The organism is Galbitalea soli (genome assembly GCF_010686725.1).
GTDB classification, from domain to species: domain Bacteria; phylum Actinomycetota; class Actinomycetes; order Actinomycetales; family Microbacteriaceae; genus Galbitalea; species Galbitalea soli.
On record NZ_JAAGWZ010000001.1, the window covers coordinates 871,321 to 893,441 of the forward strand.

The window sequence follows — 22,121 nt, forward strand, 5'->3', positions numbered from 1 at the left end:
CCCACTCGACAACGCGCGATAGCGACCGATGGTGGAGATGGGGGGAATTGAACCCCCGTCCACTGCTGTAATCCTGCGCCTTCTACGGGCGTAGCTTGTGATGCGTTCTACTCGGCTCTGACCTTTGCCACAAGCATCAGGGTCAACGAGCCCAGTCTGAGTTAGAGTCCCGCGGCGCCCTCAGGCATAACGTCGCAGCAATCTCTCTGAATGATGCCGGAACCCGGGTAGAGAGCATTCCCGGACCGACAGACTTCTAGTGCGCTCGCTTAGGCAGCGAGGGCGAAGTCAGTGCGTGATTTATTGGCACTTATTGTTTGCAGGTGGCGTTAACGAGATAACCCTGCATCCTCGACCCGCTTCTCGCAGTTTTGCAGGCAATGTCGAAACCGATCATCCCCATGCTCGCGTGGCCCACCGGGGTGGCACCTGCGCGGGTCGCTATCGCGCGCTGTTGAGTTGTCAAACGCCGCGCGCATCGCACGCGGCCTTACAGTCTAGAACACCGGAAGGCCCGGTTTCATGCCTGAAAGTCGAAGACCATGACGTCGGCCAGGAAGGGCGCGACCCAGTCCTTGAACGCGTCGTGCTCCGGGTCGTACCGACCGGGCGTCTCCACGACGGGCCGACCGACGTAGAAGTTGCGGTCGCCGAGGGACGCGAACGCGACCGCGAAGGCCCACTCGAACCCGTGGCCGGCGTCCTCAGAGCTCTGCTGCTCTCCGCTGACGATCGAGAGGATGTACGGCTCGCCGTCCTCGCGCCGGGTCGCCGCCAGCGCGTGGAAGCGACGCCCCACCTCGGCGACCTGCTCCGGCGTTACCCCGTCCGCGAAGCGGAAGAACACCGCGTGGGTGACGAGGCCCGGCCGGTAGTCGCGCGCCACGAACTGCTGCTCCCCGACACGCGCGGCTTCCGCACGCGCGGCCTGTGTCCCCGACTCCACGCTCAATCGCCCAGGTTGCGGCGGGCCGACATCGCGCGGTCGGCCTCCCGCCGGTCTTGGCGCTCGCGGAGGGTCTGGCGCTTGTCGTACTCGCGCTTGCCCTTCGCCACGGCGAGCTCAACTTTGGCACGACCATCCGAGAAGTACAGGCTCAGGGGCACGAGCGTGTAGCCGCCCTCCTTCACCTTGTTGTGGATCTTGAGAATCTGTTGCTTGTGCAGGAGGAGCTTGCGCTTTCGACGGGGCGGGTGGTTGTTCCAGGTGCCCTCGTTGTACTCCGGGATGTGCACGGCGTCGAGCCACGCCTCTCCCGCCTCGACGAAGGCGTAGCCGTCGACGAGGGATGCACGACCTGCCCGCAGCGACTTCACCTCGGTTCCCGTGAGTACCAGACCGGCCTCGTAGGTGTCTTCGATGGTGTAGTCGTGGCGGGCCTTGCGATTGGTGGCCACAACCTTCTGGCCACGTTCCCTGGGCACGATTCACTCCGTCATCCACGCCCGGCCGTGTGCCGGGCAGCCCACCAGTCTACCCCGGCCGAGCAGGATCCCTCAGCCGGTGTCGCTCCCGGCGCGGTTAGACCTTCAGGTAGCGACTGATCGCCGCGCCCGCGGAGAGGGAGGCGAGCACCGCTCCCAGCACCACGAGCACGGGCACCACGATCCACGCGTCCTGCGTGCCGACGAGGGTCGTCGTCTGCCCGAGGGTGTTGCCGAGGTAGCCCTTGACGAAGAACTGCACGATCGCGACGATCGCGCCGCCGGCGAGGACCGAGCCGATGAGGGCCGCGAACACCCCCTCGAGAATGAACGGGGTCTGGATGAAGCGATTCGACGCGCCCACCAGCCGCATGATGCCGATCTCCCGCCGCCGGCTGAAGGCGCTCAGCCGGATCGTCGTGGCGATGAGGAGCACGGCGGCGACGAGCATGAGTGCGGCGAGACCGATCGCGGTGTAGCTCGCCGCGTTCAGCACGGCGAAGATCTGGTCGAGGTACCCGCGTTGATCCTCCACGTCCTGCACCCCGGGGAGCCCCTTGAGGCTGTCGATGAGGATCGCGGCCTGGTTCGGGTTGACGAGGTTCACGCGGAAGCTCTCGTTGAGCATCGACGGCTTCGTGAAACTCGCGAGCGGGCTGTCGGCGAACTGCTTCTTGAAGTTCGCGTACGCCTCCGCGTGCGTCTCGAAGTCGTAGTGCTTCACGTAGGGCTTCAGTGTGGTCGAGTCGAGTTGCGCCCGAACCGCGGCGATCTGGTCCTTCGTCGCCTCCGCCTGCGCGCAGTTGCCGCCCGTGTCCGAACTGGTGCAGAGGTAGACGGCGACCTGCGCGCGGTCGTACCAGTACCCCTTCATCTGCCCGATCTGCATCTGCAGCAGGATCGCAGCGCCCACGAAGGTGAGAGAGATGAAGGTGACGAGGATGACCGAGATCACCATCGCGACGTTGCGCCGCAGCCCCTGCGCCGCCTCGCCGATCACGAGTCCGAGTCTCATGGCTGCACCCCGATCGCCTGCTCGGCTTCGAGCCTCTGGATGGGGATCGTCTGGGTCTGGTAGCCGCCGCGCCGTTCATCCCGAACGATCTGGCCCCCGATGAGCTCGATCACCCGACGCTGCATCTGGTCGACGATGCCCGCGTCGTGGGTCGCCATGACAACGGTGGTGCCGCCCAGGTTGATGCGCTCGAGCAGGGTCATGATGCCGGCGCTCGTGGCGGGGTCGAGGTTGCCGGTGGGCTCGTCGGCGAGCAGGATCGCGGGCTTGTTGACGATCGCGCGCGCGATCGCGACGCGCTGCTGCTCGCCGCCGGAGAGTTCGTGGGGGTAGCGGCCCGACTTGCCCGCGAGGCCCACCATCTTGAGGACGTCGGGGACGGCCTCCTGGATGAAGCCGCGACTCTTGCCGATCACCTGCAGGGTGAAGGCCACGTTGTCGAAGACGGTCTTCTGCGGGAGCAGGCGGAAGTCCTGGAACACGACGCCCAGATTGCGGCGGAAGTAGGGAACCTTGCGGCTCGGCAGCCGGTTGACGTGCTGGCCGAGGACATGGATCTGCCCCTTGGTCGGGAACTCCTCTTTGAGGATGAGCCGCAGGAAGCTCGATTTGCCGGAGCCGGATGCGCCCACGAGGAACACGAACTCGCCCTTGAGGATCTCGAGGTTGACCCCGTTCAGGGCCGGGCGCGACGTGCCGGGGTACGACTTGGAGACGGTATCGAATCGAATCATGACGCTTAGAGACTAGGTTGGCATCCGCTCGATGCCCGCAGGACTCGCGGCGTGGCACTCGACTCTCATGGTCGCGTTGCCAGGCGGAGTCGAGCTATTCCTTCGCGCTCTTGCGCCACTTGATTCCGGCGTTGATGAAGCCGTCGAGGTCGCCGTCGAAGACGTTGGAGGGGTTGTTCACCTCGTACTCGGTGCGCAGATCCTTGACCATCTGGTAGGGCGCGAGCACGTAGCTCCGAATCTGGTCGCCCCAGCTCGCCGTGATGTTTCCAGCGAGTTCCTTCTTCTGGGCGGCCTCCTTCTCGCGCTCCAGAATGAGAAGCCGGGACTGCAGCACCCGCATCGCGGCGGCGCGGTTCTGGATCTGGCTCTTCTCGTTCTGCATGGAGACGACCGTGCCGGTGGGGATGTGCGTGATTCGCACCGCGGAGTCGGTCGTGTTGACCGACTGGCCACCGGGACCGCTCGACCGGAACACGTCGACGCGGATTTCGTTCTCGGGGATGTCGATGGACTCGGCCTGCTCCATCAGCGGGATGACCTCCACCGCGGCGAAGCTGGTCTGCCGCTTGCCGGCCGAGTTGAACGGGCTCATCCGCACGAGGCGATGGGTGCCCGCCTCGACGCTGAGGGTGCCGAAGGCGTAGGGGGCGTCGACCTCGATGGTCGCCGACTTGATCCCCGCCTCTTCGGCGTAGCTCGTGTCCATGACGGTGACGGAATACTTGTGCTGCTCCGCCCAGCGGAGGTACATGCGCAACAGCATCTCGGCGAAATCGGAGGCATCGACGCCGCCCGCGCCCGCTCGAATGGTGATGACCGCGGGGTTGGCGTCGAACTCGCCGTTCAGGAGGGTCTGCACCTCGAGGTCGCCGAGGGTCTTCTGAATGCTGAGCAACTCGGCCCGGGCCTCGGCCGCCGCCTCGGCGTCGGCCTCCGCGTTCGCGAGTTCGACCATGATCTCGAGGTCGTCGAGTCGACTCTGGATGCTCGTGATACGGGCCAGCTCGGACTGCCGGTGGCTGAGCGTGCTCGTCACCTTCTGGGCCTTCTCCGTGTCGTCCCAGAGATCGGGAGCCCCGGCCTGCTCGCTCAACTCGGCGATCTCGGCCGTGAGCCGATCCACGTCGATGACGGAGCGGATGTCGGCGAAGGTGGAGCGGAGGCCGGCAATCTCGGCGGTGAAATCTAGCTCATCCATGTCGACCCCAGCCTACCCGAGCGGCCTGCGGCGCCCTCGCGTGGCGGCGCGGCGTACAGTGGAGCGCGATGTCCGATCACGAGCCGCCCTTCCGCTGGCGCTCCATCGCACTCCCGGCGTTCCTCCCCACGCTGCTGTTCTCCACCGGCGAGGGCGCGATCATTCCGATCATCCCGACCGTCGCGCACGGGCTCGGCGCCACGCTCGCCTTCTCGGGATTCGTGGCCGCGCTCATCATGGTCGGCGAGGTGTTCGGCGACATCCCCAGCGGTTGGCTCGTGAACCGGGTCGGCGAGCGCGCGGCGATGATCGGAGGGGCGCTCGTGGCGATGGGCGGACTCGGGGTCGCGGCGATCGCTCCGAATGAGGGGGTGCTCGCGGTGGGCATCCTGCTGGTGGGCCTCGCGACGGCGGTGTTCGCGCTCGCCCGGCACGCCTTCATGACGAGCTTCGTACCGCAGCAGTACCGCGCCCGCGCCCTCTCGACGCTGGGCGGCACCTTCCGGCTGGGTTACTTCGTCGGCCCCTTCCTCGCCGCGGGCGTCATCGGCCTCACCGGGTCGACCGCGGCCGTGTTCTGGGTCGACGTCGTCGCGTGTCTGGGGGCGGCGATCATCCTGCTGAGCACCGCGGATCCGGCCGCGACGCTGGATGCCCGGCGCGCCGAGCACGCGACCGCCGCGTCACCCCACCGCCCCTTCGCCGAGACGCGCGGCGTGAGCGAGGGCCGCGACTTCGTGGAGGCGGAGGCGCACGGACTCTTCCGCACCATCTGGGCGTCGCGCGCGGTCCTCGCGCGTCTCGGCACGGGTGCGGCACTCGTGGGCGGCGTGCGCTCCAGTCGTCAGGTGATCCTGCCGCTCTGGGCGGTGAGCATCGGGATCGCCGACTCCAACACGGCGCTCATCATCGGCATCGCCGGCGCGATCGACTTCGCGCTCTTCTATGCGAGCGGCCAGATCATGGACCGCTGGGGCCGGCTCGCGAGCGTGCTGCCGTCGATGATCGGGCTCGGGCTCGGGCATCTCGCTCTCGCGTTCTCGCACGACCTGCCCGGCGATGTCGTCTGGTTCATCACGGTCGCGATGTTCCTGTCGCTCGCGAACGGCATCGGGAGCGGGATCCTCATGACGCTCGGTGCCGACCTCGCCGACAAGCGGAACCCGGCCCCGTTCCTCGGCGCCTGGCGGTTCACGGCCGATCTGGGCAGCGCCGCGGCTCCCCTCGCGGTGTCGTTCCTCACCGGCATCGCGTCGATCGCTGTCGCGAGCGGCGTCATCGGGGTGCTCGGACTGCTGGGCGCGGGCATCATGTGGCGGTACATCCCGCGCTACCTGCCGCGCGCGCTCTCCGGGGTCAGCGCGGATCGCGCCCGGTGAGGGCGAGCAGGCGGTCCTGCAGGGGAACGTCGTCGCCCAGCTCGACCGGACTCGCGTAGAGTCCGCTCGCCGCGAGGGTGGCGCGCTGCGGCTCGAAGATCGTCCACGTCGCTTCGACGAGCGCGGGGTCGAGGGTCTCATCAGCTCCGACGGCGCGCGCGAGGTCCCAGCTGTGGATCGTCACGTCGGCGACCTGCTCCTTGAGGTAGTCCTCCATGGTGACGGTGTCGCTGGAGAGCTGCACGGATGATCCGCGCGGGGTCGACGACCACGCCTCGGCGGCGGCCGCCGAGTACTTCGCCCACTCCGCGGCGAGGTCGCTGCCGAGTGGTTCGATGAGCTTCTGTGCCTCGTCGATGCTGAGCCCGCGCAGCAGGTGCGGCACCCACTGCTGCTCTTCTGTAACGTGCCGCACGAGGTCGGCGACGTCCCACTCCGCATCCGGGGTGGGCGCGTGCCAGTCGCTCACCGCGGCGATGCGGGTGGCGAATTCCTGGTGAGCGAGAACCTGGAGGGCCAGCCAGTCGGAAGTCATGCTGCAACGATACCGACCCCGCCGGGAGCGTGACGGTCGGTGGACTGTGGGAGGGCCGCGGCGGTGCAGCAGGGCGAGCTCCACCTCAGTGGAACACGGAGCGCGCTACGGAGGTGACCTCGATCCGGATGCCCCGCCCCAGGATCGGGGAGACGATCGGGGGTCGCCACCACGCCGACAGTGTGACGCTCGCGCTCCCGCCGATCGCCTCCGCGCGCACCACGCGAAGCCCGGGGAGGGACATCGGCGCGGAGTGCCGCAGCAGTTCGCGCACGACGCTGTCGACCCGGTCGCTGCGCAGCGGTGCGGACGGCGTCACCGGGCCATGGGGAACGTCGGTGAGTCGGAACGTCTCCGCGGCGGCGAGGGCGGCTCCGTCGGCGACGGTGAACAGCCGCTTGCGTTCGAGGTAGAGCGAGGTCGCCCCCGCGACGAGAAGAACGACGGTGAGGGCCAGGGCGCAGAAGAACGCCGTGAGCGGCAGGGTGGACCCGTGATCATCGGTCACCCGACCGAGCCCGCGTCGCGCGGAGTCTGGGCGCTCCCGACGCGCGCGGGGCCGCGCCATCAGCGCACCCCCGCGAACTCGGAGACGCGCTGAACCGCCGATGCCTCCACCGGGATCGACATCGGTTCGCGCAGGTTCAGCGCGTCGGGAACGAGCGGGAGAGCGGCGCGCGCGATCACGGTCACCCGCACCGTTCCGCCCCGACTGAGGCATCGTGCGGGGCGGGGGCGGCAGTCGATGCGGATCTCGGTGTCACGGTCGCTGACGCCGAAATCGTGGAGGGCGGTTCGCGCCACGAGCACCGCCTGGGCACGGGCGTCTGCGTCGTCGGACCCCTCGGCGACGACTCGTGCCGCACCGCGGGCGGCACCCTCGACCGCCATCGCGGCGCCCTGAATGCTGCCGATGGCGAGCAGGAGGTAGACGATCGGCACGAGCAGGATGAGTCCCGTCGTGACGAACTCGAGGGGCGCGGATCCGCGATCAGTCACCGAGCGACTCCATGACCCCGTGTCCGTGCACGGTGATGCCGCCGGGGGCGCCGATGAGCCCGACGACGGGCAGCGGTGCGCGAACCGTCACGGTGACGATCGTGAGCGGCGAGCGGCCGGCCGCGGGCGCTCCCGATCGCGGGGTGAGCGACGTCGCCGCGCGCGATTCCGACACGTCCCGCGCGTAGCCGCCGCCGATCGCCGTGGTGATGAGCTCCCGGGTGCGGCGTGCCCCGTCGCCCGGGGCGCTGCCCGCGAGCGAGCCGTACCGGGCGCCCTCGGCCGCGGCGTCGAGGAGCGTGTTGCGCACGAGCAGATCCAGTCCGAATTGCATGACCGCCAGCGTCAGCACGGTGAGCAGCGTGCCGACGAGCACGAAGTCGACGACCGCCGAGCCCCGTTCGTGGTCGTGGGTGTGATCGTGGTCTCGCGCGTGGTCACGGTCTCGCGTGTGGTCGTGGCCGCGGTCTCGCCCGTGGTCGCGCTCGCGACCACGCCGGCGTCCCGTGTCAGAACCCCGTGACCCGCGCAATGGCCTGCTGGAAGACGTTGCTGAGGGCGGGGCCCGCGAGGCCCCAGATGATGACGACGAGGCCCGCGGTCATCAGGGTGATGAGCACCCACCCGGGGACGTCACCCCGATCGTCGTCGAGCCGGAGTCGCGCGAGCGGAAGGCGATCGTGCATGGCTGGTCCTTTCTGTTCGGGCACGAGGCGGGTGGATGATCGCCAGCGGTCAGACGGCGAGCCGAAGCACGGCGATCCCGGGGTAGATCGCGATGACGATCGTGGTGGGCAGGATGAGGAAGACGAGGGGAAGCAGCATCGCGATCTCCTTGCGCCCCGCCGACTCGATCAGTTCGCGCTTGGCGTGATCCCGGCAGTCCTGCGCTTGCGCACGGAGGACGTCGACCAGGGGGCTCCCGCGGTCGAGAGCGGCGGTGAGTTGATCGATGAGTCGACTCAGCGGGTCGAGTCGGAGGTCACGGCCCAGCGTGGTCAGCGATGTGGCGAACGGTATCCCCGCGGCCACGTCGCCCACGACCCCGCGCAACTCCGAGGCGAGTTCTCCCGACGACAGTCGCGAGACGCGCCGCACCGCGTCGAAGATCCCCTCCCCCGCGGACAGGCTGAGGGTGAGGAACTCGAGCAGAGTGGGCAGTTCCTCGGTCATCCGGCGAAGTCGCCCGCGCGCACGGAACTGGAGCAGCCACTCGGGCGCGAGGAAGGCGATCGCGCCGGAGACCACGACGATCAGGAGCTGTAGGGCGAGGGGTGCGGGGGCGAAGAGCGACCAGGTCACGGCGAGTGCGCCGCCCCCACCCACGCCGAGGAGGGCCCACATGAGTTGTCGTGCGCGAAAGCGACGAGTCTCCGTCGCGTCGCCGGCCTGACGAAGGCGAGCCGCGAGCTGGTCGTCTGCGCCGCGGATCCCCGCGAGCAGCGCGGTGATGGTTGCGACGGCGGGCCCGACCGTGGCGGTCAGGACGGGGAGCGGATCGCGGGCGCGCCAGTCCAGGAGATCGCGTGCACCGGGTGAGACGTCGACCACGTACGGCGCGACACGGCCGAGGAGCCGTGGCCGATTGAGACGGGGCACGAGCGTGATGAGCATCCAGAGTCCAACCCCGCCGACCAGCCCCAGGAGGGGAGCGATCGACTGCGGAGTCACCGGAACCACCGTCGCTCCAGGGGCAGTCGCCCGACCCGCAGCATGAGTCGATAGGCCAGGAGCGAGACCCCCAGAGCCGAGGCGATGAGGACCCCGCCGCCCGGCGATCGATAGGCCGCTGCGGCCTCCGGCCGAGTGAAGAGCAGAAGGAGCACCACCCAGGGCGCGCTCACCCCGAGACGGGCCGCATTGACCGTCCAGGACTGCCGCGCCTCGACCTCCGACCGCACCGCGGCTTCCTCGCGTAGGTAGTCGCCCAACGACACCAGCACGGCGGGGAGCGAGGCGCCACCGACGTCACGAGACATTCGGAGAGTCTCGATGATGCGATCCGCTGTGGGATCCACGAGCTCGGCCTTGAGGCGGTCGAGGGACGCTGACAGATTGCCGGACAGCCGGTACTCGCGCTCGAATACCGCGAAGGCGGGCCGCAGCGCGGCCGGACCGGAGCTCGCGAGCGCGACGACCCCTTCCGGCAAAGCGGTTCCCGAACGCACCGCAGAGACGAGGTGATCCACCACATCCGGCCACGACGCCCGGCGGGCGTGGCGCTGTGCCGCCGCGCGACGGGCGATCGTGCCGGCGGGGACGACCGCGCCGAGCACGAATGCGACGGCCGCGAGCGCGGGGACGGGCACCACCACGAGCGAGACCCCGGCGCTGAGCGCACCGAGGAAGACGGAGATCGCGCCGACCACTCCCGGAGTGGTGCGCGGCAGTCCAGCGGCCGTCAGCGACTCCCGCGCGCGAAGCGTGAGAGTGGACGCTGGGCGCCCCCTCCGGCGCTCCGGTGGCCAGAGCACCGGCGAGACGCAGAGGACGATGCCGAGGCCGAGCGCCAGACCCCACAGTGCCGTCACAACTGTCCCCGCCCGAGCGCGGTCAGCGGATCCTGGCCCGCCGCGGCGAACTTGGTCCGGCGCTGCGGCACACTGCCCGTCCACTCCACGCGCCCCGCGCGAGTGTCGACGATGACATCCGCCTCGACGACCGCGCCCGAGACCGCGCCCGTCGGTGCGATCACCTGCGCGACTCGACGCTGACCGTTCGCCAACCGCTCGCAATGCACGACGATGTCGACGGTGTGCGCGATCGTCGGCAGCACGAACGAGGCATCGATGTTCCGGCCGGCCAGCAGGGGCAGCGTGGCGAGCTTCACCAGGGCATCCCGCGCCGAGTTCGCGTGGATGGAGCACAGCCCCGGCACCCCGCTGTTCAGGGCGATGAGCAGGTCGAGCGCCTCGGCCTCGCGCACCTCCCCCACCACGATGCGGTCCGGACGCATGCGCAGGGCCTCCTTGATCAGCCTCCGGAGTGAGATCTCCCCGGCTCCCTCGAGGCTGGGCTGGCGGCCCTGCATCGCGACCACGTCGCGCTGGCCGAGTGCGAGTTCGAAGGTGTCTTCCACCGTGATGATGCGCTGATCGGAGGGGACGAGGTCGAGCAGGGCACCGAGGAGCGTGGTCTTTCCGGCCTGTGTCGCCCCCGAGACGAGGATGTTCTGCCCGCTCAGAACGCAGGCACGCAGAAAGGCGGCGGTGGAGTCGGTGACCGAGCCGTTCTCCCGCAGTTGACTCAGGGTTCGCACCGCGCGACTGAACTTGCGAATGTTGACGGCCCAGTGGCGCGCGGTCACATCGGGGATGACGACGTGCAGCCGCGAGCCATCGGGCAGGGAGGCGTCGACGAAGGGCGAGCTCAGGTCGACCCGCCGTCCGCTCCCCCGCAGCATGCGCTCCACGAGGTCGCGCACCTCCCCCTCGCTCAGGGCGATAGGAAGCCTGCTGCTCCGACCGCCGCGGGCGATGAACACGGCGTCGGGTGCGTTGATCCAGATCTCCTCGACCGAGGGGTCGTCGAGCAGGGGTTGCAGCGCCCCGAATCCCGTGAGCGCATCGAGCACCCGTCGCGCCGCACCCGCCTCATCGCCGAGCATCGGCACTGAACCGCCCAGCGCGCGTTCACTGTAGAGCGCGACCTCGTGGTCGACGTAGCGCGCGGCGAGACCTGGATCGCGGTCGAGATCGACCCCCTCGCTGCGGATGCGCTCGCGCACCCGCTCGGTGATCTGGCTGAGGGCGCTCGACATGCCGACCAGCATGGGTGATCCGTGTCAGGGGCGTCGGGAACTATCCACAGGGGTGCGGCATGCGGTGCGCGGCCCGCCTCGGCCGGGCGGGGTCAGCCGGTCATCCCAGCCAGACGGCCCGGTTGGGCTGAAGCGCACCGTCGACCACGGCGCCGTCATCGCTCGCCACGAGCACCGTCGCGCCCGCGGGCAGGATCACCGGCCGCAACCCGAAGTTCACGAGCACCCGCACGCCACCGTTGCTCAGGTCGAGCAGCGACTCCGTCACCCGGTGCCACTCGATCTCGCCCGTGCCGAGCGCGCGCTCCGCACGCAGGGCCAGTGCCGCGCGGTAGAACTCGAGGGTCGAACCGCGGACCCCGGCCTGCCGGTCGACCGCGAGCTCGGCGAACACCGCGGGCTGCGGCAGCCAGGTCAGGCCGCTCGGCCCGAATCCGTACCCCGGGCGGCTCGAATCCCACGGGAGGGGAACGCGGCAGCCGTCGCGGCCGACCTCCTTGCCGGCGGTGCGGAAGAACGCGGGGTCCTGGCGCAGCTGATCGGGGAGGGCCGTGTGCTCCGGCAACCCCAGCTCCTCACCCTCGTAGACGTAGGCGGAACCGGGCAGGGCGAACATGAGGAGGGTCGCGGCGCGCGCTCGGGCGAGGCCGAGCTCGAACAGGGGCTGCTCCTCGTCGGCGGCGATGCCCCGCGGCCACGAGGTGGGGTCGGAGAGGCCGAAGCGCGAGGCGTGGCGCACGACATCGTGATTGGAGAGCACCCACGTCGTGGTCGCCCCGACCGCTGCGTTGGTCGCGAGCGCTGCGTCGATCGCGCGGCGCATGCCGACCGCATCCCAACCGACCGTCATGAAGTCGAAGTTGAACGCCTGCTGCATCTCGTCGGGGCGGATGTAGCGGCTCAGCCGCTCGGCCGGCGACACCCACGCCTCGGCCACGAGCATCCGATCGCCGTACTCCTCGAGCACGGCGTGCCAGCCGCGGTAGATCTCGTGAACGTCGTCCTGGTCCCACATGGGGCCGCGATTGCCCCCGCCCTCGATCATGCCGGCGTTGACCTCGGTGTCGGGCAGCCCGTCGGCCTTGATCAGGCCGTGCGCGACGTCCACCCGGAATCCGTCGACCCCGCGATCGAGCCAGAAGCGGAGGATGTCCTTGAATTCGTCGACGACCACCGGGTTGCGCCAGTTGAGGTCGGGCTGGCTGGAGTCGAAGAGGTGCAGGTACCACTGCCCGTCGTCGAGGCGGGTCCAGGCCGGGCCGCCGAACACGGAGTTCCAGTTGTTGGGCGGGAGTTCGCCGGCGACGCCGCGTCCCGCCCGGAAGATGTAGCGCTCGCGCTCCGGGCTGCCCGCGGGGGCGGCAAGTGCCGCCTGGAACCAGGCGTGCGCGCTCGAGGTGTGGTTGGGGACGAGGTCGACGATGACCCTCATGCCGCGCGCGTGCGCGTCGGTGAGCATCCGGTCGAAGTCGGCGAGGGTTCCGAACAGCGGGTCGACATCGCGATAGTCGGCGACGTCGTAGCCGGCGTCCGCCTGCGGGGAGACGTAGAACGGGGAGAGCCAGATCGCGTCGATGCCGAGGGCTTCGAGATAGTCGAGGTGCTGGAGGACCCCGATGAGGTCGCCGATGCCATCGCCGTTGCCGTCCGCAAAAGAGCGGGGGTAGATCTGGTAGATGACGGCGTCATCCCACCAGGCGGTCGTCACTGCGGTATCGGTGGCGTTTTTCACCGTCCAATGCTGTCATACCCGTAAGCGCTTACCGTGCACGTGGTCGAGCGCGCGGACCCCGATACGCTTGACAGCATCAGCAGCCGACCAGGGTAGGACGTGGGTGATGACGAGCATCGACGATGTGGCCCGCGCCGCTGGCGTGTCCATCGCGACCGTCTCGCGCGCCCTCCGCGGGCTTCCCAACGTGTCGGACGCCACCCGCAGCCGGGTCAAGACGGTCGCGGATGAGCTCGGGTACGTCGCCTCGGCCGGCGCCTCGGGGCTCGCAAGCGGACGCACGCTCACCATGGGCGTCGTCGTGCCGTCGGTGAGCCGGTGGTTCTACCAGATGGCGCTCGAGGGCATCGACGAGGAGCTGCGCCGGGCGAACTATGACATGATGCTGTTCAATCTGGCCGCGCGGAAGGGCGACCGCGAGCGGGTCTTCCACCGTTCGATCCTGCGCAAGCGCACCGACGCCCTGATCGCGCTCTGTCTCGAGTTCACGCCGAGCGAGCGGGAGCAGCTTCTCTCGCTCGGTCATCCGACGATCGTCATCGGCGGCCCGGTGAAAGGCATCCGTCATATCGGAATCGACGAGCGCGCGACCGCGCGCGCGGCGACCCAGCACCTCATCACGCTCGGCCACCGGCGGATCGCGCATGTCGGCGGAGACGACGACGAGGGCCTCAACCGCCGGGTGCCTCTCGACCGACGACGCGGCTTTCGCGACGCCATGGAGGCCGCCGGGCTCGCGGTTCGACCGGAGTGGCTGCTGAGCGGCCGATTCTCGCTCGCCCCCAGCCGCGCGGTGGTGAACGAGATGCTCGCCTCCGCGGAGCGACCGACCGCGATCGTCGCGAACTCCGATGAGATGGCGATCGGGGCGATCATGGCCGCCCACGACAGCGGCTTGCAGGTGCCCGGCGACCTGTCGGTGATCGGCATCGACAACCACGACCTCGCCGAGAGCTTCGGGCTCACCACGATGGCGCAGGACCCGTTCGAGCAGGGTGCGCTGGGCGCGCGGATCCTCCTCGACGACCTCGGCGGAATCGTGCCACCGCGCCGCACCTCGGTGACTGCGCCCAGCCATCTCATCGTGCGAACGAGCACGGCGCCGCCGATACACTGAACCTCGCCCGCGGGAGTGGTGAAATTGGCAGACACGCAGGATTTAGGTTCCTGTGCTTTCGAGCGTGAGGGTTCAAGTCCCTTCTCCCGCACCGAGCGCCGGGGCCGCCGGCGCCGATCTCCAGCCGCTTCGTAGCCCGCTCATCGGAATGCACGAGTAGCCTGTCAGGAACACCCTCACCCGCCGATTCGCCAACGCCGCGAACCGACATCAGGAGAATATTCCGTGCTCAGCACCGCCAGCCTCATTCCATGGCTCAGTCCACACGCCCTCATCGTCGGGGCGGGTCCCTGGGCCCTGCTGGTGGTCTGCGCGATCATCTTCGCCGAGACCGGCCTTCTCATCGGCTTCATCTTCCCCGGTGACACGCTCCTCCTCATCACCGGTCTGCTGACCTTCGGACCGCACCGCGTGATCGCCGTGGACATCTGGTGGGTCGCTCTCGCGATCGGACTCGCAGCGTTCCTCGGCGGCGAGGCGGGCTACTACATCGGCAAGAAGGCGGGCCCGCGGATCTTCGAGCGCAAGGAGACCGGCCTGATCAGCAAAGAGCAGGTGGTGCGCACGAACGCGTTCTTCGAGAAGTACGGCGCCTTCGCGGTCATCCTCGCCCGCTTCGTTCCCGTCGTGCGCACCTTCGCGCCCGTGGCCGCGGGAGTCGGCCGGATGAACTACCGCCGCTACTCGCTCTACAACCTGGTGGGCGCACTCATCTGGGGCGGCGGCATGACGACCCTCGGATACCTGCTCGGCAACATCCGGCCGGTGGCCATCTTCGTCACGAAGTACATCGACCTCGTGCTGCTGGGGGTCGTGGTCGCGACGCTGATCCCGACGATCTTCCACTACGTGCGGTCGCGCGTGCGTGCGCGCCGCACCGCCGCCGAGGGTGCCGAGTAGCTCGTCTCCGACCTGAGGGGGCCCGGTCTAGTCGTCGATCGGCGCGCCGAGGCGCTCGGTCAGCACCGCCAGCGCCGCTCCCGCCTGCCGGCGGACCTCGACCTCGGGGTCGCGAAGCATCCGTTTGACCAGCTTCGCCTGCTCGGCATCGCCCACGCGGGCGATCGCCCGCGCACCCACCGCCCGGACGCGGGCGTTCTCGTCGGTGAGCAGGCGCACGAGGGTTGAGCCGAGCGGCAGCCCGCGCTCCGCGCAGACCCGGCCGCACATCTCGCGCACGCGCCACGCCTGATTGCGGAGGCCCTGCTCGATCGCGGCCGTCGCGGAGTCATCCCACGCGGTGAGCAGGGCGCGCGCACCCCACACCTCCGGCCAGTACAGCGCGGGCGCGCCGTCGAGAATGCCCTGCGCGTGGTGCCCGCCGACCCAGAGCAGGAACTCCTCTCCCTCGTTCGCGCCCATCAGGAGCGCGGCGGCACGGTCGGCGACCTGCGCCTCGCCGAAGCGCGCGATCGCCTCGGCGATGCGGGCGGCGGGGGCGGCGTCGAGGGGGATGTCGTTGGTCTGTGGCACCCCCCAACCCTAATCGGGTGGGGCGACCCCGGCGGGCGCGATCGTGAGCACGATGAGTGCGAGGTTGAGCGCGACCACAAGTACCACGATCACCGCGAGCAGCACCCGGATGACGGGCCGGTTCACCCGCTCCCCCATGAGCGTGCGGTCGCTCGTGAGGCGCATTACGGCGACGAGCGCGAAGGGAATCCCGAAGCTGAGCGCCACCTGGCTGATCACGAGGGCGAGCGTCGGGTCGATCCCGAGAGCGAGGATGACCAGCGCCGGCACGAGCGTCACGAGTCGCCGCACCACGATCGGCACCCTCCGCTGCAACAGGCCGGCCATGATGGTCGCGCCCGCGTAGCTGCCGACCGATGTCGAGGCGAGCCCCGAGGCGAGAAGGCCGATCGCGAACACGAGTCCGATGGTCGGGCCGAGGGACGACACGATCGCCGCGTGGGCGCCCGAGATGGTGTCGGTGGCTCCCACTCCGCGCAGGTTCACCGCGGCGAGAAGGAGCATCCCCAGGTTGACGATGCCCGCGAGTCCCAGCGCGATCCCCACGTCCCACTTCGTCGCGCGCAGGAGGCCCGCGAGCGCGCGGGGCGTCTCTGACACCCCGTGACGGTCGCGCGCGAGGGCGGAGTGCACGTAGATCGCGTGCGGCATGACCGTGGCACCGAGCATGCTCGCCGCCAGCACCACCGAGGAGGGGCCGGCGAATCGCGGCACGAGGCCGCCGACGATGCCCCCGACACTCGGCGGGCCTACGACGAGGCCCGCGAGGAAGCCGATCGCGATGACGCCGAGCATGCCGACGATCACGTACTCGAACGGCCTCTGCCCGTAGCGGCTCTGCCCGGCGAGGAGCGCCATCGAGACGACGCCGACGATGACCCCGCCGAGCACGAGCGGGAGTCCGAAGAGCAGGTTCAGCGCGATCGCGCCGCCGATGACCTCGGCCAGATCCGTCGCCGCGGCCACGACCTCGGCCTGCACCCAGAAGGCGCGTCGCGTTCGGGTGCCCAGCCGGTCGCCCAGCAACTCGGGCAGGCTGCGGCCCGTGACGAGCCCCAGCTTCGCTGACTGGTACTGGATGAGCCCCGCCATCACGTTGGCGACCACGAGCACCCAGACCAGCAGGTAGCCGTACCGCGCGCCGCCGCTGAGGTTGGCGGCGACGTTGCCGGGATCCACGTAGGCGATCGCGGCGACGAAGGCGGGGCCGAGCAGGCCGGCACCGCGGACAGCGCGACGCAGTAGGGGTACCCGCACCGCCTCCGCCCGCCGCATCGCGATCTGCTCCGCGCTACGCCGCGGGGATGCGGTCGAAGAGGCGCGCGAACGCGATCGCGCGATGGCTGATGGCGTTCTTCTCATCGGCCGTGAGCTCGGCGGCGCTCACCGCGACGCCGTCCGGACGGAAGATTGGGTCGTAACCGAAGCCGCCGATCCCCGCGGGGGCGTCGAGAACGACGCCTGGCCACACCCCGAGTTCGACGAACTCGTGCTCCGCGTCGACGTAGGCGGCCGCGCAGGTGAAGGCGGCGGCGCGGTCGCTGCGGCCGGTCATCCGCTCGATCAGGAGGGCCAGGTTGTCGGCGTCGTTGCGCGTGCCCGCGTAGCGTGCCGAGTGGATGCCCGGCGCCCCGTCGAGCGCGTCGACCGAGATGCCAGAGTCGTCGGCGATCGCCGGCAGCCCGGTGTGCGCGTGGGCGGCGCGGGCCTTGATGAGCGCGTTCGCCGCGAAGCTGTCGCCGTCCTCGATCGGCTCGGGGCCGTCGTAGCCGAGCAGCTCGCGGGCACCGAGCCGGGGGCCGAGGATGCGCCTCAGCTCCTCGACCTTGTGGGCGTTGTGGGTGGCGAGCACGATCCTCACGACTCGAGCGCCGCCCGCTGCACCGCGCTCAGCTGCGTCGCGCCGCCGAGGGCGAGGTCGAGGAGCGAGTCCAGCTCGGCCCGGTCGAAGGGCACGCCCTCTGCGGTGCCCTGCACCTCGACGAAGAGACCGCGACCCGTGACGACCACGTTCATGTCGGTCTCTGCCCGCACATCCTCGACGTAGGCGAGGTCGAGCATGGGGGTTCCGTCGATGATGCCGACCGAGACCGCCGCGACGCTGTCGATCAGCGGCGTCGCCTTCTGGGCGATGAACTTGTGCTCGCGGCCCCACTCGATCGCGTCGACGAGCGCGACATAGGCGCCCGTGATGGCCGCGGTGCGGGTGCCGCCGTCGGCCTGGAGCACGTCGCAGTCGATCACGATCGTGTTCTCCCCGAGCGCCTTCGTGTCGACGACGGCGCGGAGGCTGCGACCGATGAGCCGCGAGATCTCGTGCGTGCGCCCGCCGATGCGGCCCTTGACCGACTCGCGGTCCATGCGGGAGTTCGTCGCGCGCGGCAGCATCGCGTACTCGGCGGTGACCCAGCCCTTCCCCTTGCCGGTGAGCCACCGCGGAACGCCGTTGGTGAACGACGCCGTGCAGAGCACCCGGGTGTCGCCGAAGGAGATGAGCGCGGATCCCTCCGCCTGCGTGCTCCAGCCTCGCTCGATGCTGATCGCGCGGAGCTGGTCTGCCTCGCGGCCGTCGGTTCTGGTCATCTCTCTGCCTGCTTCTCTCGGTGGGTCGGGTGGGACGGGAGCGCCGTCCGGCGTCGCCCACCCGGGGTCGGGATGGGGCGAGACCGGTTCAGGAGGTCGCCCGGATCTGGCGGACGAAGTCGGCCGCGCGATCGGCGAAGTCGCGATACACACCGTAGCTGGGTGCGCCGGGCGAGAGCAGCACCGTCCCGCCGGCGGGCGTCAACTGGCGGGCGAGCACCACCGCCTCTGCCATGTCCGCGACCAGGTGCGACGGGATGCCCGTCCGCGCCAACTCCGCCAGAATCCGCTCCCCGCTCGCCGGCAGCCCGATCACCGTCGCCACCGGGTGCCGGGCGAGGTGATCCGCGAGGGGGGCGTAGTCCACCCCGCGGTCCTGTCCCCCCACCAGCAGGGTGAGCGCGGGCGAATCGAAGGCCTTGAGCGCCTCGATCGTCGCGTAGGGACTCGTGGAGAGGGAGTCGTTCACGAACACGAGGTCGGAGTCGTCGGCGATGCGCTCCAGCCGGTTCTCGAGCGGTCGGAACGCGGCGAGCGCCTCCGCCGCGAGCGCCAGCTCGATGTCGACGCCGGTCGCTTCCACGGCGGCGAGAGCCAGGCAGGCGTTGAGGGCGTTGTGTCGCCCCAGCAGAGCGAGCCGTGCCCGCGCGATCACGGGCTCCGCGGCGCGCATGATCCACTCCTCGCCATCGTGCTCGCGCACACCCCAGCGATGCGCCGCACCGACGAGTTCCGGGGTGAGCTGCGGGTGCAGCGCGGCGAGGGTATCGAGCAGCCGCTCGTCCTCCCCGTTCGCGATGACGACCCGCGGTGAGTGCGCGACCAGGTTGAGCTTGTCGCGGTAGTACTCCTCCACGCCGCCGTGCCAGTCGAGGTGCTCGGGGAAGAGCGAGGTCAGCACCGCGATGTCGGGAGACACGGTGAGGCTCTGCGCCTGGTAGCTGGAGAGCTCCACCACGAGGCGGTGCGCCTCCGGCAGGTCGAGCAGCGGCAGACCGATGTTTCCCCCGAGGGCGGCGTCGCCCCCGAGAGCGGTGGTGAGGTGGGCGATGAGCGAGGCGGTCGTGCTCTTGCCCTTGCTGCCGGTCACGGCGGTGGTGCGGTGCGAGTGGTCGGTCATCCAGAGGTCGGTGCCGCTCGTGAGCGGGATGCCGTCAGCGAGCAACCGGGCGACGAGGGGATGCAACGGGCTCACGCCCGGCGACTTCACGACGACCTCTGCCCACGCGCTCGCCTCCGCGGGGTCGGGCGCGATGAGGACCGGGATACGCTCGCCCCACGCGGCGCGCCAGGCGGCGGCGGAGTCGCCGTCGCGGTCATCCGTCGCCCTGATGGTGTCGGAGATCCGGCTCACGACGCGCGCCGCCGCGGCACCCTCACGGCCGGTGCCGACGATGAGGATGCGGCGCCCCGCCAGCTCAGACAATCGCATGGCGCGCCCTCTCGTAGTCCGCGGGCAGCGACTGGGCCGCCGACTCGGCGAACACCTGTGCCTCGAGCACGGGGTCGCCCTGCGGGAGGCCGGGCACCTCGGCGACGAGAGCGCGGAGCACCACGCTCTCGGACCACTCCGGGTCTCGGCTGGCCATGCTCATCGCCACGGTGCACTCGGCCTCCTCGCCGACGCACTCGAACGGCTTGTGGCTGTCGAGGCCGAGCAGGGCACGGTACCCCTGAAGCTGGGTCGCGTCGTCGAACATGTTCTTTCCGACGATTCCGACCAGCCGCTCGCGCGACATGGAGGGGGCGAAGGCGAGGAAGACGAACCTGCACTTGTCGCAGTCTCCGCACCAGCGGGCCTCCCCCGCGCCCATGCGGTACGCGCGATTGCAACTCACGATCGCGCTGTCGTAGCGGGAGGTGTGCGCGTAGCCCTGTGCGATGCGCAACTCGGAGAACGGCCGCAGCAGGGAGAAATAGGCGCCCCGGAGGCCGGCCTGGTCGTCGAGCGCGGCCGCGAGCGCCTCCTCCGCCTCGAGCGACTTCGACCACTGGTGATTGACCTCCTCGCCCTTCCAGAGAAGGGTCGGGTCGGAGGCGGAGCTCTCGTTCGACATGACCACCGGGCCCAGTCCGAGCAGAAGCGACTGCACGACACCGATGAGCGAGTTCATCGCGGTGACCGGAACGTGCCCGTTTAGCGCGCCGTCGGCGTTGAGCGCGATGAGCAGTGGATCGATGCGTCGGGTGACCTCGACGAGCGGCCAGCCACTCACCTCGGCGACACGGCGGATGATCGAATTCGGGTTGACCGCGAACTGCACGGGTGAGAGCCCCGCAGCGGCCAGCGACTCGACCGAGACGACCGAGTCCTTGCCTCCGCCGATCGGCACCAGCGGCTGGGCCGTCGACAGGTCCACGACCGGCCGCCGCGTCGGCGCGGTGGCTCTCGTCTCGATGACGGGCTCGAGGAAACCGGCGAGACCCGCGCGATAGGCGAACTCGGCGAGGCCGAAGCGAAGGGTACGGGCGAGGTAATCGACGGCGCCGACCGTGAGCGCGGGGTGCTCGATCACGAGGCGGGCTGGTGCGGCGGCCTTGTAGTAGCTGAGCCCGAGCACTGCCCCGAGGAGGTCGACGACGGCGTCGACTCGCTCCCAGTCGACGGCGGAGTCGGAGGCGGGGAGCGCGAACTGAACCGTCTCGGTGAAGGCGTGATCGCCCGCGCCGTCGAACGAGTAGTCGAAGCGGGCGAGACCGGTCCGGCGGTCCAGTCGTGCCGATCGATAGCGGAAGGCCGTCACGTCGTCCACGACAAATGTCATTGCACGCCGTCCGTTCCTCGCGTTGCCAGTGCTCGTCAATCTTAGCCAGCGCCCCCGTCGCGCGACGTCCGGTGGCGCTGGCTAGGCTCGGTGCCATGAGCACCGCCCTTCTCACGGATCGCTATGAGCTGACCATGATCGACGCCGCGATCCGCAGCGGCCTGCACGAACGCGAGTGCGTCTTCGAGGTGTTCGGCCGTCGGCTTCCGGATGGCCGGCGGTACGGCATCGTGGCGGGAACCGGGCGCCTGCTCGACCTCATCGATGATTTCCGCTTCGGAACCGAGGAGGTGGACTGGCTGCGGGAGAACGGCGTCGTGAGCGACGCGACCCTGGCCTGGCTCGCCGACTATCGCTTCACGGGAACCATCAGCGGCTACCGCGAGGGCGAGGTGTACTTCCCGGGCTCCCCGATCCTCGTGGTGCAGGGCGGCTTCGCGGAGTGCGTCGTGCTGGAGACGCTGATCCTGAGCGCCCTCAACTACGACAGCGCGGTGGCCAGCGCGGCGGCGCGGATGGTGTCCGCGGCCGACGGCCGACCGCTCGCCGAGATGGGGTCGCGGCGGGCGAACGAACAGGCCGCGGTGGCGGCGACTCGCGCGGCCTACATCGCGGGCTTCTCGGCCAGCAGCAATCTGGAGGCCGGTCGCGAGTGGGGCATCCCCACGATGGGCACGGCCGCGCACGCCTTCACCCTGCTCCACGAATCCGAGGAGGAGGCGTTCCGCGCGCAAGTCGCGGCGCTCGGCACGGGAACGACGCTTCTCGTCGACACCTACGACGTCACGGCCGCCGTCGATCTCGCCGTGCGCGTCGCGGGCACCGGCCTCGGGGCCGTTCGCATCGACAGCGGCGACCTGCCCTCGCAGGTCGCGGCCGTGCGGGCTCAGCTCGACGGGCTCGGGGCCACCGCCACGAAGATCAAGGTGACGAACGATCTGGACGAGTACACGATCGCGGCCCTGCGAGCGGCGCCCGTCGACTCCTACGGTGTGGGTACGAGCGTCGTGACCGGGTCCGGGTTCCCCGCGGTCGGCCTCGTCTACAAGCTAGTGGCGCACCGAGCGGATGACCGAGGGTGGGTTGCGGTGGCGAAGACATCCACCGCGAAGGCGGGGATCGGCGGCCGCAAGCATCCGGTGCGCGTGCTCGTCGACGGCGTGGCGGTGTCGGAGACCATCGTGGTGGGTGACGCCGCTCCACCGGCCGACGGCGGTCGCGCCTTGCTCGTACCGCTCGTGATCGAGGGCACACCGGTCGCGGAACACCGCGGCGCTACGGGCACGAGACTCGCCCGCCAACACCGGGCCCGCGCGGTGGCGGAACTTCCGCGTGACGCGCTGCGCCTGAGCAAGGGCGAGGCGGCTATCCCGACGGTCTATCTGACGAGCTGAGGCGTCGCC

Annotated in this window: 25 protein-coding genes, 1 tRNA gene and 1 other RNA gene; 6 read left to right on the plus strand and 21 right to left on the minus strand. The window is 69.9% G+C overall.

The window, feature by feature from the left end; genetic code table 11:
- Nucleotides 1-29: 29 nt before the first annotated feature.
- From ssrA to prfB, 6 genes are all read right to left on the minus strand, one after another.
- Nucleotides 30-401: a transfer-messenger RNA gene (ssrA, locus tag G3T37_RS04085) on the minus strand.
- Nucleotides 402-520: 119 nt separating this feature from the next.
- Nucleotides 521-946, minus strand: coding sequence for a Dabb family protein (locus tag G3T37_RS04090; protein WP_163472173.1), 426 nt, complete (start codon nt 944-946; stop codon nt 521-523).
- 2 nt (nt 947-948) lie between these two features.
- Nucleotides 949-1,425, minus strand: coding sequence for an SsrA-binding protein SmpB (gene smpB / locus G3T37_RS04095; protein ID WP_163472174.1), 477 nt, complete (start codon nt 1,423-1,425; stop codon nt 949-951).
- Between the two features lie 97 nt (nt 1,426-1,522).
- A complete protein-coding gene (gene ftsX, locus G3T37_RS04100; RefSeq protein WP_163472175.1) occupies nt 1,523-2,440 on the minus strand; it encodes a permease-like cell division protein FtsX in 918 nt (305 codons plus the stop codon).
- Complete coding sequence (gene ftsE, locus G3T37_RS04105) at nt 2,437-3,174, minus strand: cell division ATP-binding protein FtsE (protein WP_163472176.1); 738 nt, start codon at nt 3,172-3,174, stop codon at nt 2,437-2,439. The genes ftsX and ftsE overlap by 4 nt, the downstream gene beginning before the upstream one ends.
- A gap of 94 nt (nt 3,175-3,268) precedes the next feature.
- Nucleotides 3,269-4,375 carry a peptide chain release factor 2 gene (gene prfB / locus G3T37_RS04110; protein ID WP_163472177.1) on the minus strand — a complete coding sequence of 369 codons (1,107 nt, stop codon included), beginning with the start codon at nt 4,373-4,375 and terminating at the stop codon, nt 3,269-3,271.
- A gap of 68 nt (nt 4,376-4,443) precedes the next feature.
- Here prfB and G3T37_RS04115 point away from each other — a divergent pair, with 68 nt between their 5' ends.
- Nucleotides 4,444-5,754 carry an MFS transporter gene (locus G3T37_RS04115; RefSeq protein WP_163472178.1) on the plus strand — a complete coding sequence of 437 codons (1,311 nt, stop codon included), beginning with the start codon at nt 4,444-4,446 and terminating at the stop codon, nt 5,752-5,754.
- Here G3T37_RS04115 and G3T37_RS04120 read toward each other — a convergent pair.
- The 4 genes from G3T37_RS04120 to G3T37_RS04135 all read right to left on the minus strand — a co-directional run bounded on the left by G3T37_RS04120 (nt 5,732) and on the right by G3T37_RS04135 (nt 7,664).
- Entirely contained in the window at nt 5,732-6,289 is a 558-nt protein-coding gene (locus tag G3T37_RS04120) for a TIGR03086 family metal-binding protein (RefSeq protein ID WP_163472179.1), read from the minus strand. The two genes, G3T37_RS04115 and G3T37_RS04120, sit on opposite strands and share 23 nt — an antisense overlap.
- 85 nt (nt 6,290-6,374) lie before the next feature.
- Nucleotides 6,375-6,797: a pilus assembly protein TadG-related protein gene (locus tag G3T37_RS04125; RefSeq protein ID WP_163472180.1), complete on the minus strand. Its 423-nt coding sequence runs from the start codon at nt 6,795-6,797 to the stop codon at nt 6,375-6,377.
- A gap of 59 nt (nt 6,798-6,856) precedes the next feature.
- Nucleotides 6,857-7,288, minus strand: a complete 432-nt coding sequence (locus G3T37_RS04130) for a hypothetical protein (protein ID WP_163472181.1) — start codon at nt 7,286-7,288, stop codon at nt 6,857-6,859.
- On the minus strand, nt 7,281-7,664 hold the full coding sequence (locus tag G3T37_RS04135) for a TadE family protein (RefSeq protein ID WP_338401174.1): 384 nt from the start codon (nt 7,662-7,664) through the stop codon (nt 7,281-7,283). The genes G3T37_RS04130 and G3T37_RS04135 overlap by 8 nt, the downstream gene beginning before the upstream one ends.
- On the opposite strand from G3T37_RS04135, the gene G3T37_RS14775 reads away from it, so the two are divergent.
- Nucleotides 7,617-7,811: a hypothetical protein gene (locus tag G3T37_RS14775; RefSeq protein WP_241732264.1), complete on the plus strand. Its 195-nt coding sequence runs from the start codon at nt 7,617-7,619 to the stop codon at nt 7,809-7,811. The two genes, G3T37_RS04135 and G3T37_RS14775, sit on opposite strands and share 48 nt — an antisense overlap.
- Here the strand turns inward: G3T37_RS14775 and G3T37_RS14540 are convergent.
- The 5 genes from G3T37_RS14540 to G3T37_RS04155 form a co-directional block, all read right to left on the minus strand.
- Nucleotides 7,798-7,974: a hypothetical protein gene (locus tag G3T37_RS14540; RefSeq protein ID WP_174247726.1), complete on the minus strand. Its 177-nt coding sequence runs from the start codon at nt 7,972-7,974 to the stop codon at nt 7,798-7,800. The genes G3T37_RS14775 and G3T37_RS14540 overlap by 14 nt on opposite strands.
- A gap of 49 nt (nt 7,975-8,023) precedes the next feature.
- Complete coding sequence (locus G3T37_RS04140) at nt 8,024-8,959, minus strand: type II secretion system F family protein (protein WP_338401175.1); 936 nt, start codon at nt 8,957-8,959, stop codon at nt 8,024-8,026.
- Nucleotides 8,956-9,819 carry a type II secretion system F family protein gene (locus G3T37_RS04145; RefSeq protein WP_163472183.1) on the minus strand — a complete coding sequence of 288 codons (864 nt, stop codon included), beginning with the start codon at nt 9,817-9,819 and terminating at the stop codon, nt 8,956-8,958. Before G3T37_RS04145 ends, G3T37_RS04140 begins: the two co-directional genes overlap by 4 nt.
- The gene (locus G3T37_RS04150; RefSeq protein WP_163472184.1) at nt 9,816-11,048 is read right to left on the minus strand and encodes a TadA family conjugal transfer-associated ATPase; all 1,233 of its coding nucleotides are present in this window, start codon (nt 11,046-11,048) and stop codon (nt 9,816-9,818) included. The genes G3T37_RS04145 and G3T37_RS04150 overlap by 4 nt, the downstream gene beginning before the upstream one ends.
- Nucleotides 11,049-11,148: 100 nt before the next feature.
- A complete protein-coding gene (locus G3T37_RS04155; RefSeq protein ID WP_163472185.1) occupies nt 11,149-12,780 on the minus strand; it encodes an alpha-amylase family glycosyl hydrolase in 1,632 nt (543 codons plus the stop codon).
- 106 nt (nt 12,781-12,886) lie between these two features.
- On the opposite strand from G3T37_RS04155, the gene G3T37_RS04160 reads away from it, so the two are divergent.
- The 3 genes from G3T37_RS04160 (at nt 12,887) to G3T37_RS04170 (ending at nt 14,797) form a co-directional block, all read left to right on the plus strand.
- Nucleotides 12,887-13,897, plus strand: coding sequence for a LacI family DNA-binding transcriptional regulator (locus G3T37_RS04160; RefSeq protein WP_163472186.1), 1,011 nt, complete (start codon nt 12,887-12,889; stop codon nt 13,895-13,897).
- Between the two features lie 9 nt (nt 13,898-13,906).
- Nucleotides 13,907-13,988, plus strand: a tRNA-Leu gene (locus tag G3T37_RS04165).
- Nucleotides 13,989-14,122: 134 nt separating this feature from the next.
- Nucleotides 14,123-14,797: a VTT domain-containing protein gene (locus tag G3T37_RS04170; RefSeq protein ID WP_163472187.1), complete on the plus strand. Its 675-nt coding sequence runs from the start codon at nt 14,123-14,125 to the stop codon at nt 14,795-14,797.
- A 27-nt stretch (nt 14,798-14,824) separates the two neighbouring features.
- Here the strand turns inward: G3T37_RS04170 and G3T37_RS04175 are convergent, their stop codons facing one another.
- The 6 genes from G3T37_RS04175 to G3T37_RS04200 all read right to left on the minus strand — a co-directional run bounded on the left by G3T37_RS04175 (nt 14,825) and on the right by G3T37_RS04200 (nt 20,718).
- The gene (locus G3T37_RS04175; RefSeq protein ID WP_338401176.1) at nt 14,825-15,370 is read right to left on the minus strand and encodes a HEAT repeat domain-containing protein; all 546 of its coding nucleotides are present in this window, start codon (nt 15,368-15,370) and stop codon (nt 14,825-14,827) included.
- Nucleotides 15,371-15,379: 9 nt separating this feature from the next.
- Nucleotides 15,380-16,645, minus strand: coding sequence for an Nramp family divalent metal transporter (locus G3T37_RS04180; RefSeq protein ID WP_163472188.1), 1,266 nt, complete (start codon nt 16,643-16,645; stop codon nt 15,380-15,382).
- A gap of 16 nt (nt 16,646-16,661) precedes the next feature.
- Nucleotides 16,662-17,231 carry an RdgB/HAM1 family non-canonical purine NTP pyrophosphatase gene (rdgB, locus tag G3T37_RS04185; protein ID WP_163472189.1) on the minus strand — a complete coding sequence of 190 codons (570 nt, stop codon included), beginning with the start codon at nt 17,229-17,231 and terminating at the stop codon, nt 16,662-16,664.
- Nucleotides 17,228-17,953, minus strand: a complete 726-nt coding sequence (gene rph / locus G3T37_RS04190) for a ribonuclease PH (protein WP_163472190.1) — start codon at nt 17,951-17,953, stop codon at nt 17,228-17,230. Before rph ends, rdgB begins: the two co-directional genes overlap by 4 nt.
- Nucleotides 17,954-18,041: 88 nt before the next feature.
- Nucleotides 18,042-19,385, minus strand: a complete 1,344-nt coding sequence (gene murD / locus G3T37_RS04195) for a UDP-N-acetylmuramoyl-L-alanine--D-glutamate ligase (RefSeq protein ID WP_163472191.1) — start codon at nt 19,383-19,385, stop codon at nt 18,042-18,044.
- Nucleotides 19,372-20,718, minus strand: coding sequence for a MurL-like N-terminal domain-containing (locus tag G3T37_RS04200; protein ID WP_163472192.1), 1,347 nt, complete (start codon nt 20,716-20,718; stop codon nt 19,372-19,374). Before G3T37_RS04200 ends, murD begins: the two co-directional genes overlap by 14 nt.
- 95 nt (nt 20,719-20,813) lie before the next feature.
- Between G3T37_RS04200 and G3T37_RS04205 the strand changes: the two genes are divergently transcribed.
- Nucleotides 20,814-22,112 (plus strand): nicotinate phosphoribosyltransferase, encoded by a 1,299-nt coding sequence (locus G3T37_RS04205; RefSeq protein ID WP_163472193.1) that lies wholly within the window; start codon nt 20,814-20,816, stop codon nt 22,110-22,112.
- The last annotated feature ends 9 nt before the right edge of the window (nt 22,113-22,121 follow it).

Bases quoted from the DNA above. Each gene is read 5' to 3' on its own strand.
- ftsX (WP_163472175.1), bottom strand. From the start codon at position 2,440: ATGAGACTCGGACTCGTGATCGGCGAGGCGGCGCAGGGGCTGCGGCGC.
- ftsE (WP_163472176.1), bottom strand. From the start codon at position 3,174: ATGATTCGATTCGATACCGTCTCCAAGTCGTACCCCGGCACGTCGCGC.
- prfB (WP_163472177.1), bottom strand. From the start codon at position 4,375: ATGGATGAGCTAGATTTCACCGCCGAGATTGCCGGCCTCCGCTCCACC.
- G3T37_RS04115 (WP_163472178.1), top strand. From the start codon at position 4,444: ATGTCCGATCACGAGCCGCCCTTCCGCTGGCGCTCCATCGCACTCCCG.
- G3T37_RS04120 (WP_163472179.1), bottom strand. From the start codon at position 6,289: ATGACTTCCGACTGGCTGGCCCTCCAGGTTCTCGCTCACCAGGAATTC.
- G3T37_RS14540 (WP_174247726.1), bottom strand. From the start codon at position 7,974: ATGCACGATCGCCTTCCGCTCGCGCGACTCCGGCTCGACGACGATCGG.
- G3T37_RS04150 (WP_163472184.1), bottom strand. From the start codon at position 11,048: ATGTCGAGCGCCCTCAGCCAGATCACCGAGCGGGTGCGCGAGCGCATC.
- G3T37_RS04160 (WP_163472186.1), top strand. From the start codon at position 12,887: ATGACGAGCATCGACGATGTGGCCCGCGCCGCTGGCGTGTCCATCGCG.
- G3T37_RS04180 (WP_163472188.1), bottom strand. From the start codon at position 16,645: ATGCGGCGGGCGGAGGCGGTGCGGGTACCCCTACTGCGTCGCGCTGTC.
- rph (WP_163472190.1), bottom strand. From the start codon at position 17,953: ATGACCAGAACCGACGGCCGCGAGGCAGACCAGCTCCGCGCGATCAGC.
- murD (WP_163472191.1), bottom strand. From the start codon at position 19,385: ATGCGATTGTCTGAGCTGGCGGGGCGCCGCATCCTCATCGTCGGCACC.
- G3T37_RS04200 (WP_163472192.1), bottom strand. From the start codon at position 20,718: ATGACATTTGTCGTGGACGACGTGACGGCCTTCCGCTATCGATCGGCA.
- G3T37_RS04205 (WP_163472193.1), top strand. From the start codon at position 20,814: ATGAGCACCGCCCTTCTCACGGATCGCTATGAGCTGACCATGATCGAC.